We start from the raw sequence: 14,585 nt of genomic DNA, 5'->3' as shown, positions 1-14,585 counted from the left end.
AACCGCTGTCCGATTAAACCCTGCCACCACGTGAGTGGTCACCACCGGGAGCAGCAGTATGCTGAACAACACTAGACTGCATCGTAACCTGACCCCGAAAGGTTTAACGTTTTGGGGCCAGTGGACGTTGGCATCGGGCTTGGTCGTTGCACTGTTATTCCTGTTGGTCGTTTTTAAAACTGGCCAACTTGAATATAACTACCGAGTGCTCGCCGCGTTTACCATACTGGCCTCGCTGCCGGCTTATACCCTTTGTGATGTCTACAGTAAAAAAGATGACTATGCCGTGGGGTTGGGCAGATTGTTCATGGGCTGGTTGCTCACATTGGGCATATTGCTGGCAATTGGCCTGGCCTGTGATGCCAGTTCAGTATTTCCGTTGGAAATCCTGTTGCTGTGGGCGGCGATTAGTTATCCATTGCTGGCGATTTGCTACGCACCGCTGCATAGCTTGTCCAAGTATTACCACCGCCAACTGCATGAACGGCAGAAATCGTTGATCGTGGGCACCGGCAAACTGGCAGTCGACCTGGCCAACACCCTCTCTCGGCAAAAACGCTCGCCCCTGGTCGGGCTTGTCGGCAATCGCGCGGACGCCTGCGATGACGCGCAATCGCAGATTCTGGGCGAGCTGCCGCAATTGCCTCAGCTGATCCGGCAGCACGGCATCCGCCGCCTCTACATCACCCACTCCCTGCAAGATGCGACCCACATCGAGGCGCTGTACCTCAACTTGCTGGACATCAGTGTGGATGTGATCTGGGTGCCAGACCTCAACAACATGCTGCTGCTTAACCACTGCGTGGCTGAAGTGGATGGGCTGCCGGCGATCTTCCTCAATGAAAGCCCGCTGACCAGCCGCCCCACCGCAGCGCTCAGCAAGGCACTGCTGGACAAGAGCCTGGCACTGCTGGCGATCATCGTCTTGAGCCCGGTGTTGTTGCTGTTTGCCTTGCTGATCAAGCTCACCTCCCCCGGCCCGGTGATTTTCAAACAGGACCGCCACGGCTGGAATGGCCAAGTGATCAAGGTGTGGAAGTTTCGCTCGATGCGCGTGCATGACGACCACGAGGTGCGCCAGGCCAGCCGCAACGACTCGCGTATCACCCGGGTGGGTCGGTTTATCCGGCGCACGTCCATTGATGAATTGCCGCAACTGTTCAACGTGCTGCAAGGGCACATGGCCCTGGTCGGCCCACGGCCCCATGCGATCGCGCACAACGACTATTACTCCGGGAAGATCCTGGCGTACATGGCGCGCCATCGCATCAAGCCCGGCATCACCGGCCTGGCCCAGGTCAATGGTTGCCGAGGCGAGACGGAGACGCTGGAGAAGATGCAAAAGCGCGTGGAGATCGACCTGCGCTACATCAACACTTGGTCGTTGTGGCTGGATATCAAGATCCTGGTGAAGACGCCGTTTACGTTGCTGTCCAAGGATATCTACTGATTGTAGTGAGCGGGCTTGCCCCGCGCTGGGGGGCGAAGCCGCCCTAACCCCATGCACCGCAGTGCTTCAGAGAGACCGAGGGGTCTGGGTTTAGGGTGGCTTCGCCACCCAGCGCGGGGTAAACCCGCTCACTACAACAAGCGGCGAGTAGTTACTCGGTGATCTTGTCGATGTTCTTGTAGAACAACTCGCTGTCTTGGCCATCTGTCATCGAATGCAGTGAGTAGGCACGGTTCAAGCGTGCACCACCGTCGCGGGTCAGCGGCGCCCACACCAGGTTGGCGCGGCGCATCGTCGAGAGGCTCATCAGCTCATCGAACGGAATGGACAGGTAAAGGCCTTTGTCGAAGCTGCCCTCGCCAAACTGCTCTTTCGAGACGTTGGTACGGGTGATCCATGCGCCGATGCGCACGCCGTTGTTGAATTGGCGGGACAGGTCCAAGGTGGCGCCCCAGTCCCTGGCCAGATAGCGGCCGACGCTCAATGCACCCTGGGTATTGAATGGCAAATCGGTGTAGCCGGTGATGTGCCCGGTTACTGTGCGGTAATCGCGCAGGCTGAAATCCTGATCGAACCCGCGCTGACGCACGTAATTCACATCCGCGCCCAGTGCCCAACGCTGGCCCATCGGCCGGTACAGCACTTCACTGCCGACGCCGGCGTACATCGACTCCAGCAAACCACCGTAGACCATGCCGTACAGGTCCTGGTCCAGGCGTTGCGCATGGTTGAGCTGGAAGGTTGGCAGGGTCACATCGGCGCTGGTCATGTACCGACGCAGGTCGGTACGTACCCGTGGCAGCCCGCTGGGTGCGTCGTAGGTGAAGCCGTCGTAGTTGTTCAGCAGGTTGACGCTGAGCAAACCACTCCACCAGGTACTGCGCGTAAAGCGGTACTCGGCGTCGAGGTCAGCGGTCACCTGGTAGAGCAAACCATCCGGCCCACCGACGTTTTGCTTGTAGCCCAGGCCCACACCGTACGTGAGCGGTTTGAGCGGCTCGGTGTAGAGCACGGTCTGGGTGTTGTCGCTGGCGCGATTGACCTCGACTTGGCGATGCAGGTTCTGCAGGTCTTCGCGGTTGTTGACCACCTCGCGAAAGGTCTCGCGAGGCACGCTGGTTTCCTCGATCGGCATGGCGTAGCGCTGGTTGACCAGGGTGAACCAATCGATCTGGTCATTCACACTGCCATCGAGGATACGACTGGCACGTCCGACCGCCTTGGCGCTGTAGAAATAGCGTTGCTGTTCGCCATACACCAATAACTCCGGACCGCGCTGGGCAATGCGCTCGACGTTGTAGCCCGCGTTGTCGTGCAGACGCTGGGCAACCTGGGCCCAATCCACCTGGTCCGGTGGCGTGCTGGGTGCCACTCTCGGCAACGCGGGTGCCGGCGGATCGTAGGTTTTGACCGGCGCTTTGCGGCTGACAAAATTGGTGTGCAGGGTCACGCCAAACATCGCGGTATTGCCGCGCTCCCACGCGGCGCTCACATCGATGGAATCGGCGAGTTTGTAGACCACGCCGAGGTTGACCGGTGAGTCCTGGCGCAACGGGTTGGCGCGCGGCTCGTGCTTGTAATCGTTGCCTTCGTATTCAAGCTTGACGCTCAACGGTGCCCAGGGTGTCTGGTAGGCAACGCCCCCGAACAGCGAGGGCCGCCCGCGAAAATAACCGTTGGAGAAATTGCCCGAACCTTCGGCAGTGGGCCGGGTTTTGAAGCTATCGTCCAGCACACCCAACGGGTTGTCGAAGTCGCCGCGATTGCCCAGGTAGCCCCAGGCGATGCCGGCACTGAAATCCAGGTTGCCATAACGTTTGTTGGCCACCAGGTATTCACTGGAAAACAGGCCTGTACCGCCCAAGTCCATCAGCCCGAGTGCCACTTGGGGCAGCCAGTGGCTTTCCTGGTTCAGGCGCACTTTGGCGTCGACTGCCTTGTCCTTGTAGCTCTGCCCACCACTGAACGACTCGGCACCGTACAGCCGGTTGGTAATCGCGGTGTAGCGAAACGTGCCTTCCAGCCAGTCCAGCGGCTGCGCCGAAAAACTGTAGCGGCTATAGGGCTCGGTACGGTTGGCATTCACGCTGAGTTCGCCGGCGGGGGCCATGCGTGCGGTGGGGGTTTGCAGCAGCCCTACGCCGCCAAAATCACTTTGGGTGTAACGAGGGTCGCCATGCACGACGCCACAAGGCACCAGCAGCACGGCCGCAATACATAATTTCAAGGCGTGACCTCGGCCGGGGATTGGGTGGCGAGAAACTTGGCCAATTGCTGATTCAGTTCCGGGGTGGGCGGGTCCAGGTCGTCGCTGCGCAGCGGCACCAACAGCGTGCTGCCGGGTGCGGGTGGCGCGCCGTCTTCACGGTTCCATGGGGCAATGCCCAGGCGCGTGACACGCCCGTCGGGCTGGATCAGCCACAGGTCGTCGGTCTGTTCCACGGGTGGGCAGGCGTTGAGGTAGTCACGCGCCGGTTGCAGCGCCCGAAACGCCAGGGTGCACGCCGTTGCGACAGCGCCCAGCACCCGCACGCTGTCGGGCCTCGGCGGGTAGACCAGACGGTCGCCATCGCTGACCAACGGGTTCTGCGCAAAGCCGACTTCCACCGCCACCGGGTCCAGCATCGCGACCTGGCGGCCGGTCACTGGCATGGCCGACACCTGTTGATAGAGCTGCGCGGCCACATGCGCGCGGCGTTCATTTCCAGCGGAGAGGGCCGCCCGGTGCAGGGTGTCCAGGTCAAACAGCACGCCTGCCTTGAGTCGCGCCTGGCGCTCCAGCAACGGCTGGTGCAGCCAGGCAGCGCCCAACCAATAACCTTCGGCATCCGGCTGCGAGGCGCGGATCACATCGAGCAAGCGGCTACCAGCCTGCACCTCGATGGCGCCTGCATTGCGCACCTGGCCACTGACCGTGACGGCAGCCTGGCATGCACCGACACAGCCCCCCAAAACGGCGAGCGCCGCGAGTGTTCGACGGTTCATCGGGCGTCCTTGCGGGTGGGTTGCAGTTGGGTGATGGTCAGGGTCAGGTCGGGGGTGAGGTGCTGTTCGCTCTGCACGATAAAACCGTCATCGGGATCGACCCAATAACGATTGCGTGCCTGGAAACCGGGCGCCTCCACCTCTTCATCGACGCGCAACAACACATACGGTTTGTGCAGGATCTCGAGGGTTTCCAAGCCCTTGCGGGTCAGCCGGCTGGTGAGCGTGACGCCCATCCTGTAACCCTCCACCCCATCGAGCTGGCGGGTACTGCGATACCCCTCAGGTACGCGGTGCAGGCCTTGCTGGAACGGCGATTGGCCCTGCCAACGGGTGCCATCCAGGTCCACGCCAAGGCCAACCGTGCGCACCACCAAACCGTCGCGAAGCAGCAACACTTGTTTGCCGGAAGCGACCCAGAATTGCAGGTCGCCACGCTGGCGAATCAATGCCATGACGCCTTCGCTGGAGTCTGTAGTGACCTTGATCTGGGGGAACGGCGTCGCGTCCACCTGGGCCTGGGTCAACGCCAGCGGCGTGGGACCGACCACCGCCGCCTTGAACGTATCCAGCGAGGCGTTCATCAGCGGATTGCAGCCAGCCAACAGCCACGCCAACCCCGCGCAAGTCATCATTTTCAGGCTGTTCACGCAGGTACCACCCTATCGGTTGCTGGCTTCGCTCAGGTTGTTCTGGGTGGACGCGCCAATGCCGATAATCGTGGCGGAAGGTATCAACTGGCTGATGAATCGGTTCCACCGCGTGATGTTCGCCGGGCCGACAAACACCACGTCCTGGGGCTGCACATCAAAGCGCGTGGCCAAGGCCATGGCGGAGGGTGAGCCGGCTTGCAGCTGGAACACCTTGGCCGGCTCCACGTTGATGTTCTGCGCGCCACGAATCACGTAGATCGCGTCGGCGTTGGAGGTGTTCTGGTTGACCCCACCCACCGAACCCAGCACGTCGGAGAGGTTCATGCTGCGGGTCTTGAAGGTCAGCGCACGCGGCTGCATGACCTCGCCCATCACGTAGATGCGCTTGCGGTCGTTATAGGCCAGGTACAACTGGTCGCCGTCCTTGAGGTAGATGTCATTGAGGCGCGACTTTTCCAGGTTCAATGTGTCCAGATCCAAGGTGTAGCGTTTGCCGCCACGGGTAAGCGTGAGGTTGGACAGGTCGGCATTGATCGGGTCGATACCGACCGTACCCAGGGCTTCCATCACGTTCATGGCAATGGTGGTGATCGGCAGCGGCCCGGCCTTGACCACGGCGCCCGTGATCACCACTTTCTGGCTGGCAAAACGCAGCACGCTGACGTCGACTTGAGGGCTGTCGATGTACTGGCGCAGCTTGTCGGTGATCTCACTGCGCAGCGCTTCAATGGAGCGGCCCTTGGCAACCAGTTCACCCACATAGGGGTAGAACAGGTTGCCTTCGGGGCTCACCAACCGGCCGTTGGCATCGATCTGCTGCTGGGGGCCCGAAGGCGCCGTCAGTTCGGGGTGATCCCACACGGTGATATATAACGCGTCATTCGCGCCGATCAGGTAAGGCCCCGGCTTATAACTCAAGAGTTCAGCTGGAATGGAATAAGGCACTTGGGTCGCCGCGTCCATGGCCAATAACTTTGGTGTTATCGGAATTAAATCCACGCGACTGTTTTCAGCACTGCCGCCTTCGGTCAATGCCGCCGTGTCCATGTATTGACCCGGCGCAAACATGCAGCCCTGCAACAATGCCGCGGCCACGGCCGCCACAGAAAAAATACGCATCATGGTGCTAGGACACTCGCGATAAACGACAAGAAAAAAAGACCACTTGGACGGGTTCCAAGCGGTCTAAAAACGGAAGGTTTACAACTAGTTTCCAGTCCCCGTGGTGCCGGTAGTTCCGGTAGTACCTGTGGTCGTGCCGCCGTTGGAGCTGCCGCCGCTGTTGGATGCGGCGATCACCCCGGCCAGCAGGGCCGTGCCCACCAGCAGGCTTTGCCCGACCGTCACCGACCCGACCACTTTGGTGTCGAGCCCCAACGGCAGCTCATCGGCCAACGCGGAAGTACTCATGACACTGAGCACAATAATAGCCAGTGCTTTTTTCATAACAGACTCCTTATCGTCAGTGGCTGGTCAAGCGATAGTGCCATTCAACTAAACCGTGCACCAGACACGTAACTTTTAGTGCACTTACTTGAAAATAACGTTTTTCCGGCGAAGTGCCCGGCCCTCAACACATTGCTGCTGTCGGCGTTATTTAAAACGTTATTAATTGTCGAAAACCTTCAGGCGCGACCGTACTTGTCTTCAAACCGCACGATGTCGTCTTCGCCCAAGTAGGAACCTGATTGCACCTCGATCAACTCCAAGGGAATCACCCCCGGATTTTCCAGGGCATGCACCTGGCCGATGGGGATATAGGTCGATTCGTTTTCGGACACCAGATAGGTCTGCTCGCCGTTGGTGACCTTGGCCGTGCCACTGACCACGATCCAGTGTTCGGCACGGTGGTGATGCATCTGCACCGACAGCTTGGCCCCCGGCTTCACCGTGATGCGTTTGACCTGGTAACGCTGGCCGCTGTCCACCGAGTCGTACATGCCCCATGGCCGGTACACCTCGCGGTGGTTGAGGTGCTCATGACGCCCGGCCTGCTTGAGTTGATCAACGATGGCCTTGACCTGCTGCACCTGTTCCTTGTGGGCGACCAGAACCGCGTCCTTGGTCTCGACAATGATCAGGTCCTGCACGCCCACCGTCGCCACCAATCGGCTGTCGGCGTGCACGTAGGTGTCGCGGGTATCCAGCACCAGCCCATCGCCACGGATCACGTTGCCGCTGGCGTCTTTTTCGCTGGCCTCCCACAGCGCCGACCACGAGCCGATATCACTCCAGCCGGCGTTCAGCGGCACCATCACGGCTTCGTCGGTTTTTTCCATGACCGCGTAGTCGATGGAGTCGTCGGGGCAAGCGGCAAAGGTGGCGGCATGCACGCGGGTAAACGGCATGTCCTGGCTGCCGCCTTCCAGCGCCACGCGGCACGCTTCAAGAATGGCCGGCTGGAAGCGTTCCAGTTCTTCCAGGTAGCGACTGGCGCGAAACATGAACATGCCGCTGTTCCAGCAATACGCGCCGCTGGCCACATAGCCGGCGGCGGTGGCGGCGTCGGGCTTCTCGACAAAACGCCTGACCCGATAACCGCCCTCGCCCACCGCTGCACCTCGCTCGAGGTAACCGTAGCCGGTGTGGGCGCTGGTAGGCGTGATGCCAAACGTCACCAGCTTGCCCGCGCGCGCCAGCGGCAAGGCTATTTCGAGGCTGGCATGAAACGCCGGGACATCCTCGATCAAATGGTCCGCCGCCAGCACCAGCAGGATCGGGTCGTCGGCTTCGGCGAGCGCCTTGCACGCCGCCAGCGCAATAGCCGGTGCTGTGTTACGCCCCACCGGTTCCAGCAGGATATTGGCCTGCTCCATGCCCAGTTGACGCAACTGCTCGGCCACCAGGAAGCGGTGTTGCTCGTTGCAGATCAACTGCGGCAGCGCGACATTGGCGCCCGTCAGCCGGGTGATGGTTTGCTGCAGCATCGACAGGTGCGCGTCGGTCAGGCGCAGGAACTGCTTGGGGTTCAGCTGACGCGAGAGCGGCCACAAGCGCGATCCCGAACCGCCTGCCATGATCACGGGTAATAACATGAGGGCATCCTTGGTAGAGCGATTCAGAAATAGGCGCGGGTGTGTTCATGCACCCGTGGGCTCACGCGCAGTTCATCCTGCGACCACCAGCGGTACTGCTGGTGTTGCTCAGTGGGCGGCTGCAGGTCCAGGCCTTCGTCCAGGTCCAGGCAGTAGCTGAGCACCACGTAGTGGGTGTCCGGCCCGAACCCGGCGTTGGCAAACACGCTGTCATCGTAGAAGTGCTCGAACACCCCCAGCAGCCGCGCATTTGCGCGCTCAAACGTCGCCCCCAGCTCATCACGGGAAATGCGCCGGAAGGCACTGTCGAGGGTCTCATTTTTTTGAATACGCCCGCCGGGTACGAACCAGAAACCATAGGCCGGCCGATTGACCCGCAGGCCGAGAAAAGCCTCGCCACGGCGGTTGCGTACCACCAGGTCAATCGCCACCAACGGTGTCGACGCCACGACTGTATTGAAAGTCGGTAAATCAAGCCACATACCGGTCAAACCTGTGCCAGAAAACGTTGCAGAATGCGTTCCTTGTCGAGGAACTCCTTGGCGTAGTTCAACGCCACCCCATTGCGCGTGGGCAATGCCAACACACGCTCGATCCCTGCGTTTAATGCCGCGACGGACTCCGGCTCGATCAACACCGCAATGCCTTGGTGCTCCTCGCACAGACGGCCGAGGGTGGTGTGCGGGTCGGCGGTGATGATGGCGTTGCCGCCCACCGCGAGGATGTTGGTGAGCTTGGACGGCAACACCGAGTCAGCCGCGCCGCGCTTCTGGATCACCAGGTGCACGTCGGCCGAGGCCAGCAGCGCCGGCAAATCCTCATAGGCCTGCAACGGCGCGAACAGCACATTGCGCAACCCATCGCGTTGTGCACGTTCCAGCAGGCGCGCCTTGCCGGTGCCCTGCCCGACGATCAAGAACACCAGGTCAGTACGATGGGCATGGGCCTGGGCAGCGTCGAGAATCAGCTCCAGACCCTGCTTCTCGCCGATGTTGCCGGAGTACAGCAACACCCGCGCACCGCTGGGCACACCCAAACGTTCCAGCAGTGCGCGATTGTGCGCGACCTGGCGAAAACGTGCGGTTTCCGACCAGTTCGGAAAGAACAGCAGTCGCTGGTCATGCACGCCTTTGCTACGAGCCTTGTCGAGCATGCCGCTGGAAATCGTCGAGACCCGATCAAAGCGCCGCAGCAACCAGCGCTCGACGCCGAACGCCAAGCGGCGCAACCACGAACCGCGCCCTAACCCCAAGCCAAACATCGCATCCACTTCATAGTCCTGGATATGCAGCACCGCCTTCGCACCACTGAGTTTGGCCAGCAGCAAGGCCTGGGGCGCGCAGAACAAGGTCGGCACCACCAGCATTACCAGGTCTGGCTTCCAGCGCAGTTGCCCGAGCACCGCCACACACGAGCTGGCGGAAAAACTTGCCAGGTGCAGCAGGCGCGTCAGCGCGGTGGGCTGGCGCGGCACATACAGCGGGCAACGAATCACCGTCACGCCGTGGTCCTGCTCAGTACAAAAGCGCCACGCCGAATAGCCCTCACCCACCTGCCAGTGCGGGTAATACGGCGGCGCCGTCACCACCCGCACCTCATGCCCCTGCTCTGCCAGCCAGCGCGCCTGCTCACCGCTGTACTTGCCGATGCCGGTCAACTCCGGGCTGTAATTGATGCCATACAAGAGGATCTTCATCAGTGGCCCCGAGGCTGTTCGAGCGCCGCGCGGTAAGCGTTGTAGGCGTCGCGCAGGCCCTCCTCCAACGGTATGTAGGCTTCCCAGCCAAGGGCGTTGATGCGGCTCACGTCCAGCAACTTGCGCGGTGCGCCGTCGGGTTTGCTCGCGTCGAAACGCAGGCGCCCCTGGAAGCCAGTCACCCGCGCCAGCGCCTGGGCCAACTCGGCGATGGTGCAATCCACTCCGGTGCCGACGTTGAGGTGCGAACGCATTGGCAGGGTCTGCTCACGGTAGCGCGCCGGCTCCAGTTCCATCACATGCACGCTGGCGGCGGCCATGTCATCCACATGCAAAAACTCACGGCGCGGGCGCCCGCTGCCCCAGATCACCACCTCGTCATCACCCCGTTGCGTCGCCTCGTGGAAGCGCCGTAACAAGGCCGCGATCACGTGGCTGTTTTCCGGGTGATAGTTGTCGCCCGGGCCGTACAGGTTGGTGGGCATCACGCTGCGGTAATCGCGGCCGTGTTGGCGGTTATAGCTTTCGCACAGTTTGATCCCAGCGATCTTGGCCACCGCGTAAGGCTCGTTGGTGGGCTCCAACGCGCCATCGAGCAACACCGCTTCGATCATCGGTTGGGGCGCATGCACCGGGTAGATGCACGACGAGCCGAGGAACAACAGTTTCTCGACCCCGTGGCTGTGGGCCGCGTGGACCACGTTGGCCTGGATCATCAGGTTCTGGTAGATGAAGTCCGCCGGGTACGTGGCATTGGCGTGAATCCCGCCGACCTTGGCCGCCGCCAGGTACACCTGGTCCACGCGTTGCTCGGCGAAGTACGCCTGCACCGCAGCCGCGTCCAACAGGTCGAGTTCATTACGCCCCGCCGTAAGGATCTGCGTATACCCCAGGGCCCACAGCCGCCGCACAATCGCCGAACCGACCATGCCGCGATGGCCGGCGACAAAGATGCGCGCATCAAGATCACGTGCCATCTCAGTTCTCCACGGCAATCGGTGCGTCATGCCCATGCAGGCGCAACAAGGCGTGGCGCTGGGCAACCTTCAGGTCTTCGCGGACCATTTCGGCACACATTTCCTGGGCGCTGATCTCTGGCGTCCAACCAAGCTTTTGCTTGGCTTTGGCAGGATCACCCAGCAGCGTCTCGACTTCCGCCGGGCGGAAGTAACGCGGGTCGACACGCACAATCACATCGCCCACCAGAATGCCCGGTGCCAGGTCACCGTCGATGTGCTCGACCACCGCCACCTCTTCGACGCCTTCGCCCACGAAGCGCAAGCGCAGGCCCAACTCGGCTGCCGACCAACGAATGAAGTCACGCACCGAGTACTGCAGGCCGGTGGCGATCACGAAGTCTTCGGGGGTGTCCTGTTGCAGCATCATCCACTGCATGCGCACGTAGTCCTTGGCATGCCCCCAGTCACGCAAGGCATCCATGTTGCCCATGTACAGGCACTGTTCCAGGCCCAGCGCGATGTTGGTCAAGGCGCGGGTGATCTTGCGGGTCACGAAGGTTTCGCCACGGCGCGGCGACTCGTGGTTGAACAAGATGCCGTTGCACGCATACAGGCCATAGGCTTCGCGAAAGTTCACGGTGATCCAGTAGCCGTACAACTTGGCCACCGCATAGGGCGAGCGCGGGTAAAACGGCGTGGTTTCCTTTTGCGGGGTTTCCTGCACCAACCCGTACAACTCGGAGGTGGACGCCTGGTAGAAGCGGGTCTTCTTTTCCAGGCCCAACAGGCGGATGGCTTCGAGGATGCGCAACGTACCCAACGCGTCGACGTCAGCGGTGTATTCCGGCGAATCGAAACTCACGGCAACGTGGGATTGGGCGCCGAGATTGTAGATTTCGTCGGGCTGGATCTGCTGGATGATGCGCGTCAGGTTCGACGAATCCGCCAGGTCGCCGTAGTGCAGGATCAGGTTTTTATGCAGGGCTTGCGGGTCCTGGTAAATGTGATCGATGCGCTGCGTATTGAACGACGACGAGCGTCGCTTGAGGCCGTGCACGGTATAGCCTTTTTCCAGCAAGAGTTCCGCCAGGTACGAGCCATCCTGACCGGTAATCCCGGTAATAAGCGCGACTTTGTTCATGTCTGTCTCCCAATTGATAGGCGAGCGAAGGCCGACACCCAAACTTGGGTGTTTGTTAAAAACGGTCAGTTACTTCTGTGTGGGCAGATTCAAGTTATGGCCGGTCAACTTTGAAAGTTCCCGGACAATGGCGTCCTTATCGTTTAAGTGAGCAATCGCGGTTTCCAGTTCGAGCACTTTTGCGCCCACCAGAAAGCGGTACCAGTAGCCCTGGAGCAGGTGATAGACCAGGCCGCTGCGGCCATCGAGAAACCCCAGTTGGAAGAGGTAGCGCCACAGGAAGTACGCCGTGGAACTCAGGGTGAACGGCACACGGTTGTACACGCGGTTCTTGATCAGGCGCTTGGTCCTGGCCTGGAACGAACTCTGCCCGGTATGCAACTCGTCGCGGATCGCAAACAACCCCAAGCGCGCGTTGAGCACTTCGATCGCTTCGCGGGTGGCGTACTGGTTGTGCTTGTGGGTGAAGAACGTCAGGTCATGCAGGTTATGGTCGGCAAACCCACCTTCCAGGGTAATCGTGCGGCCCTCGGCCACCGAGATGTGCTCGTCCATCCAGCGGTCCTCCATGCGCCCCAGGCCGGTGCGCCACAACCGCAGCATCTTCAACGGATAGCGACCGCCATGGCGTACCCAGCGCCCCATGAAGATATGCTTGCGCTTGAAATTGATGCCGGTGATCCCACGGTCCAGCGTCGGCAGCCGAGCCTTGATCTCGGCAGCGAGATCGGCCTCGATGACCTCGTCGGCATCCAGGCGCAAGGTCCAGTTACCGGTGATCGGCAAATGGTCCAATGCCCACTGGAACTGCTTGGCCTGGTTGACGAACGCGTGCTGCACCACCAGCGCGCCGTGGCGGCGGGCGATGTCGCAGGTGGCGTCGGTGGAGAACGAATCGACGACCAGCACTTCATCGCTGAACGCGCGCACCGACTCGATGGCCCGGGCGATGTGCAGGCTTTCGTTGTAGGTGAGGATGATGACGGTGATGGTGGGCGGCGTGATCATGCGGCGTGCTCCGGCGAACGATGGGTGCGCTGCCCGATGTGCCTGGACGGATGCCCGGCATGCACGGTCCAGGGTTGCGCGATGCTTTTCGTCACCAGCGCCCTGGCCCCCACGACCACGCCGTCGGCAATGCTCACGCCCAAGGTGATAAAGGCCTCGGCACAGACCCAGACGTGCTCGCCCAGCACGATCGGCTTGGCGTACAGCTGGAAGTTCTGGCTGTTGTAGTCATGGGACCCACCGCACAAATGCGCGCCTTGGGAAATCACGCTGTAGCGACCAATGCGAATCAACGCCATGTTGTAGATAGTGGTGCCGTCGGCGATGCCAACATGGTCACCCAACTCCAGGTTCCAGGGTGCCCAGACCTTTGCCCCCGGATACACATGCACACCCTTGCCGAGGCGCGCGCCAAACGCCCTCAGCAAAAATGCCCGCCAGCCATGGAACGGGCGCGGACTGGTGCGAAACAGCAGCACATACACGATGTTCCACACCTGCCGCCGCACGCGGTGGCCGAGGGAAAAAGACGGTGCGCGATGGGGGTCGTTGCCTTGAAGAATCATGCGCGGCACTCCCCCACAATCTCCAGCAGGCGCTCGGCGCCGCGCTGGATATGGAAACGCTCGGCAAAACAGGCCTTGGCACGCGCCGACATCTCGGCGTGGTCCTGTGGTGCCAGGCGCAGCCAACGTTGCAGGTTATACGCAGCGCCAGCAACGGTGTCGTCGCTCACAAAGCCCACCGCATCGGCTTCGATTTCACGCCAGATATTGACCTTGTTGCTGATCAGCACCGGCGTGCCACAGGCCAGCGCTTCGGCAACGACCACGCCAAAGTTTTCCTGATGAGAAGGCAGGCAAAACACTTCGGCGGCGTAGAACGCGCCCCACTTTGCCGCGCCCTGCAACATGCCCGGCCACGTCACGCGCGGGGCAATCCCCAACTGTTGCGCCTGCGCTTGCAAGGCCTGCACCCAGCCGCCTTGATCGGGGCCGGCCATCACCAAGTGCAAGCGTTCGTCTTGTGCCGCGACCTGGGCGAAGGCTTGCAGCAGATGGTCGCAACCCTTTTTTTCATGGATTCGGCTCAGAAACAGCAGCACGCGCTTGCCCTTAAGCTCCGGGTGATCGTCAAGAAAGCCTTGGGCCAACCCTGCCCCATCAACCGGCGGGCTGGCAGTGCCATAAGCGGTGACGGTCTCGTTGGCGCGGTACAGCCAGAACGACTCACGGGCACGCTGCTTCTCTTCTTCACTGGTAAACACCACGCGCTGGGCGTCCCTCAACACCCGGTACTCACCCCACGGCCAGTACAACCACTTCTTAAGATGCTTGAGCGGGTATTCATGCTTGAACCACGGGTCGAGCATGCCGTGGGTATAAACGATGTATGGGCGACCGAGTTTTTGCAGGACCTGCCGGGCGACAAACCCGTGGTACTGCCACAGGCCATTGATGATGAAAAAGTCGTAGTCCCTGGCATGTTGTTCAAGCCACTTGCCGATGTTGCGGTTCAACCCATAGCCAAACAGGCTGGGGCCCATGAAGTGAACGGTGCCGGGGTAGTCGATGGCAAAACGTTCATCCAGGGTCAACACGTCAATGACATGCCCGTGCTGAAAGAGCACCTTGTCAATTTCACGGGCCGCGTTGATC

At 61.2% G+C, this 14,585-nt stretch carries 14 protein-coding genes; 1 reads left to right on the top strand and 13 read right to left on the bottom strand.

Features of this window, described 5'->3' with window-relative positions; translation table 11 throughout:
- The first annotated feature begins 58 nt into the window (after positions 1 to 58).
- Positions 59 to 1,450: an undecaprenyl-phosphate glucose phosphotransferase gene (locus HF257_RS15380; protein WP_185706928.1), complete on the top strand. Its 1,392-nt coding sequence runs from the start codon at positions 59 to 61 to the stop codon at positions 1,448 to 1,450.
- 151 nt (positions 1,451 to 1,601) lie between these two features.
- On the opposite strand, the gene HF257_RS15375 is transcribed toward HF257_RS15380, so the two are convergent.
- From HF257_RS15375 to HF257_RS15315, 13 genes are all read right to left on the bottom strand, one after another.
- The gene (locus tag HF257_RS15375; RefSeq protein ID WP_185706926.1) at positions 1,602 to 3,677 is read right to left on the bottom strand and encodes a YjbH domain-containing protein; all 2,076 of its coding nucleotides are present in this window, start codon (positions 3,675 to 3,677) and stop codon (positions 1,602 to 1,604) included.
- Positions 3,674 to 4,435 carry a capsule biosynthesis GfcC D2 domain-containing protein gene (locus HF257_RS15370; protein ID WP_185706924.1) on the bottom strand — a complete coding sequence of 254 codons (762 nt, stop codon included), beginning with the start codon at positions 4,433 to 4,435 and terminating at the stop codon, positions 3,674 to 3,676. Before HF257_RS15370 ends, HF257_RS15375 begins: the two co-directional genes overlap by 4 nt.
- The gene (locus tag HF257_RS15365; RefSeq protein ID WP_332872220.1) at positions 4,432 to 5,085 is read right to left on the bottom strand and encodes a YjbF family lipoprotein; all 654 of its coding nucleotides are present in this window, start codon (positions 5,083 to 5,085) and stop codon (positions 4,432 to 4,434) included. The genes HF257_RS15370 and HF257_RS15365 overlap by 4 nt, the downstream gene beginning before the upstream one ends.
- Before the next feature lie 12 nt (positions 5,086 to 5,097).
- Positions 5,098 to 6,210 (bottom strand): polysaccharide biosynthesis/export family protein, encoded by a 1,113-nt coding sequence (locus tag HF257_RS15360; RefSeq protein ID WP_185706922.1) that lies wholly within the window; start codon positions 6,208 to 6,210, stop codon positions 5,098 to 5,100.
- 84 nt (positions 6,211 to 6,294) lie between these two features.
- On the bottom strand, positions 6,295 to 6,534 hold the full coding sequence (locus HF257_RS15355) for a hypothetical protein (RefSeq protein WP_185706920.1): 240 nt from the start codon (positions 6,532 to 6,534) through the stop codon (positions 6,295 to 6,297).
- A gap of 179 nt (positions 6,535 to 6,713) precedes the next feature.
- Positions 6,714 to 8,123, bottom strand: coding sequence for a mannose-1-phosphate guanylyltransferase/mannose-6-phosphate isomerase (locus tag HF257_RS15350; protein ID WP_185706918.1), 1,410 nt, complete (start codon positions 8,121 to 8,123; stop codon positions 6,714 to 6,716).
- A gap of 23 nt (positions 8,124 to 8,146) precedes the next feature.
- Entirely contained in the window at positions 8,147 to 8,605 is a 459-nt protein-coding gene (locus HF257_RS15345) for a GDP-mannose mannosyl hydrolase (RefSeq protein ID WP_185706916.1), read from the bottom strand.
- Positions 8,606 to 8,610: 5 nt separating this feature from the next.
- Entirely contained in the window at positions 8,611 to 9,819 is a 1,209-nt protein-coding gene (locus tag HF257_RS15340) for a glycosyltransferase WbuB (RefSeq protein ID WP_185706914.1), read from the bottom strand.
- On the bottom strand, positions 9,819 to 10,796 hold the full coding sequence (gene fcl / locus HF257_RS15335) for a GDP-L-fucose synthase (protein ID WP_185706912.1): 978 nt from the start codon (positions 10,794 to 10,796) through the stop codon (positions 9,819 to 9,821). Before fcl ends, HF257_RS15340 begins: the two co-directional genes overlap by 1 nt.
- Position 10,797: 1 nt before the next feature.
- Positions 10,798 to 11,919 (bottom strand): GDP-mannose 4,6-dehydratase, encoded by a 1,122-nt coding sequence (gene gmd / locus HF257_RS15330; protein WP_185706910.1) that lies wholly within the window; start codon positions 11,917 to 11,919, stop codon positions 10,798 to 10,800.
- Positions 11,920 to 11,988: 69 nt separating this feature from the next.
- Positions 11,989 to 12,927, bottom strand: a complete 939-nt coding sequence (locus HF257_RS15325; RefSeq protein WP_198913552.1) for a glycosyltransferase family 2 protein — start codon at positions 12,925 to 12,927, stop codon at positions 11,989 to 11,991.
- The gene (locus HF257_RS15320; RefSeq protein WP_185706908.1) at positions 12,924 to 13,493 is read right to left on the bottom strand and encodes an LbetaH domain-containing protein; all 570 of its coding nucleotides are present in this window, start codon (positions 13,491 to 13,493) and stop codon (positions 12,924 to 12,926) included. Before HF257_RS15320 ends, HF257_RS15325 begins: the two co-directional genes overlap by 4 nt.
- Positions 13,490 to 14,557 (bottom strand): glycosyltransferase, encoded by a 1,068-nt coding sequence (locus tag HF257_RS15315; protein WP_408635693.1) that lies wholly within the window; start codon positions 14,555 to 14,557, stop codon positions 13,490 to 13,492. The genes HF257_RS15320 and HF257_RS15315 overlap by 4 nt, the downstream gene beginning before the upstream one ends.
- Positions 14,558 to 14,585: the final 28 nt, after the last annotated feature.

Source organism: Pseudomonas cremoris, assembly GCF_014230465.1.
The sequence above is the reverse complement of the archived record's forward strand: the minus strand, read 5'-3'. Positions and strand labels throughout refer to the sequence as shown.